This window comes from Bartonella sp. AA56HLJMS (genome assembly GCF_042197145.1).
Lineage (GTDB): Bacteria > Pseudomonadota > Alphaproteobacteria > Rhizobiales > Rhizobiaceae > Bartonella.
This window is the reverse complement of the sequence record NZ_JBHIRL010000051.1, coordinates 1-3,191: the sequence shown is the minus strand read 5'-3', so window position 1 is coordinate 3,191 and position 3,191 is coordinate 1. Positions and strand designations below refer to the sequence as shown.

Annotated in this window: 1 protein-coding gene; it reads left to right on the top strand. The window is 45.8% G+C overall.

All coding sequences use genetic code 11. From position 1 onward, the window contains the following. Window positions 1-3,191: hemagglutinin repeat-containing protein (locus ACFINI_RS09540; RefSeq protein ID WP_375648004.1), on the top strand; the 3,191-nt coding region annotated here is incomplete at both ends.

Here is a 3,191-nt window from a genome sequence, read left to right as displayed (position 1 = left end):
TATTTAATTGCAGATCATATTGATGTCTCGGGCAGCGAATTGGCTTATGGCGGTTTAGACTTTCAAAGCACCAATGCCCTTGATATTCACCATGCGCGGCTACAAGCCGTGACAGATCAGGGTGGAACTGGAGATATTCTCTTTGTTGCTCCAAGCGTTATGGTTGATGAGACAACGTCTGTTTTAGCGGCACGAGATTTCGTGATCAAGACGGGGGAGCTTAGAAATAGCGGTCAATTGGCATCGGGGCAGGATTTAGTCTTTAGCGTGACGGGGGATGTGACCAACAACAAAACGGGTTTAATCTATGTGAAGGGCAATGGTGCTTTACAAGTTGATGGTGCTTTGCTCAATGATTTTGGCACCATAATGACAGAAGGTGATTTATCTTTCACCAATGCAGCTGGCAGCGGAAAAAGCCTTTCGCTTGTGAACAAAGCGGGCTTTATTCAAGCTGGTGGAAACTTAAATATCCAAACCAACACTCTAAAAAACGAAGCCGATAGCACGCCTGTCATCACGGAAAAAACGGAATATAGCGATATTTCTTTCGAAAAACCAGACAAATATAATTTTCTCGATGGTAGGCCTTTATATCATGATATGTACTGGGATCGTTGGGGAAAAGGAAAACTTTCTAAGAGGGAGAGTGGGCCAGTCGGTCCAAAACACTTTATATTTGAGCAACAACTTTGGAATAACAAAGAAGGAACCTATGGCACGGCAACTTTAAAAGATGGGACAGTCTATAAGGCATTTACTTGGAAACATAATGCTCGAAAAGGAGACATAGAAGAGTTTGTATGGAATGGTTCTCGGCGGAAGGGAGGATGGTTTGGGTCAATAAACGAAGACTGGTCACACATGACAGAAAAGACTGTCACACAAGCATTTTCGCATAAACCAACTGTTTCGGGGGTAATACAATCTAGTGGCAATCTCATCATTAACGCTGATACCATTGACAACCATTATAGCTCTATAGAAGCAGGGGGAAATGCCGATATCCACGCTGGTGTGCTGACCAATCTGGGTGCAACGGCTTATAAAAAAACTTATCTGGGTTGTAATGCCAATACGCAGGATGGTTATTGTTATGGCTATAAAGCTGATGGAAGCCGCGATGTTTCTTTAGATATAGCCGATGGCAAGGATCGCCATACTGGTTCAGAAGCTCTTGATGCAGCTCCTGGTCTTGTCCAAGCGGGTGGCACGTTGAATTTGGTGGTCGATCAACTCAATAACACGGCAGCGGAAGGTTCGATTACAGGGGATGCGCATTTTAAAGCACAAGCAGTTGAAGGCAATCCACTGGAGTCCTTAAGTGGTTTAACTGGGGCTGGCGCTCTCTTTACACCAACAGTCGATCTCAATAATGCGGGGGAACTTTCTGAGGGGCTCCCTTTACCAAAACCCCAATCGGGTGGTGTTGGGGGCACGCTACCCAATCAAAATTTCATTTATGAAACGCGGGCAGAATTTCTTGATGTCGGCAAGTTTTATGGCTCAGCCTATTATTTGAACAGAATTGGTTACAATCCTGACAGAGAGATTTTTTTCTTAGGCGATGCTTATTTCGAAAAGGAATTGATTGAAAAACAAATGCGTGATCTTGTTGGTCAAGGTTTGGGCAAAGGTTCCTTTATTCCTGGAAGTGATGCCATTGAACAAGTCAAAACCTTGCTGGATGTCGGGGCAGACTATGCAAAAGCACACAATCTCCCTTTTGGTGAGGCTTTGAGTGAAGAACAATTGGCGTCCCTAGAAGCCCCAATGGTGATTTATGTGCGCCAACAGGTCAAGGGCATGGATGTTTATGCACCGGTGCTTTACATCCCTGAAAAAGACAGAGCCTCCTTTGTTTCTGCTGGGGCTTTGATCATGGGCGATGATGTCAATATCACCAGCCAAAATACAAGCAATTCCACGATAACCAATTCAGGGCGGATTGCGGCAAACCACCAGTTGCATGTGCATGGCGGGGATATCTTTAGTCAAGGAGGGCATTTTGCGGCGGGTGGTGATGCTGTTCTCCTTGCGGAGAAAAATATTCGTTTGGATGCAGGGCGCACAACGGTTGACGGCGTGGAGACAGTATTAAACACCGAGGCGCTTTCTGCTGGGGGTAATGCAACGGTGATTGCCAAGCAAGATATCACCGCCTCAGGGGTGGGGATCACTACCGGAGGTGATCTTGCCATGGCTACAGAACAAGGTAACTTGACGATCGGTTCAGCAGAAACCCATTACCATGATGAACAGGGTGATGCCACCATGCATCATAAATCAGAAGTCAACTCTGGAGGCTCAACGACACTTGCCTCTGGAAAAGATTTGAATATCTTAGGCTCTGATGTTCAAACAAAGGATAAACTTCTCTTACAAGCTGAGAGGAATGTTTCGATTGATGCCACACGCAACAGTATGGACAATCAGAATGGGAGTGAAACATCTCATGTTGCTTTACACAATGGCTCTCATTTAAGTTCTGGAAAAGAGACCACTGTTCTCTCTGGAAAAGATATCCATATGGCTGCTTCCGATATAGATGCCAAGGGCAATGTTGCTCTTGGCGCCCAAGGGGAGGTAACAATAGGGGTGAGAAACGATGAGATGGAGTATCATCTTCGCACCAAAAACACGAAAGTGGATATGCAAGCCTCTCATGCCGTTGGCTCTTCGATAAAATCGGGAGGTGATAGCACTGTCATTGCAGGGCAGGATGGCAAACCGCATGATCTTAGCATTACAGGTAGTTCCATTGCGGCTGATGGCAAGGTGGGGCTGAAAGCCAGCAACGATATTCTCATCAATAATGCAGAGGATAGCTTACAGTATGAGATGTCGTACCATAAAGACGGTGGAGCATTTAGTAGCAGCAAATCTGAGCATAACAAGATGGATGTGCGCCAAGTTGTGGGGTCAAGCATAACAGGGGGTGAAGGCATTGCCATTGATTCCGGAAACAACACGGAAGTTGTCGCCTCGATGCTCGTAGCCGGTAAGGCAGAGGAAACGTCAGGAGAGAAAGCACTAGGAGATCAGAAAAAAGCGGATATTACCATTCACTCTGGGGGAAAGATTACTATCAAAGGCGCCCAAGAACACTTGGATCAGCAAGCACAATCGTCATCAAGTGGCTTTTTGCATGAGAAATCGTCCGATACATCTCAATCGCATACCACAACGGT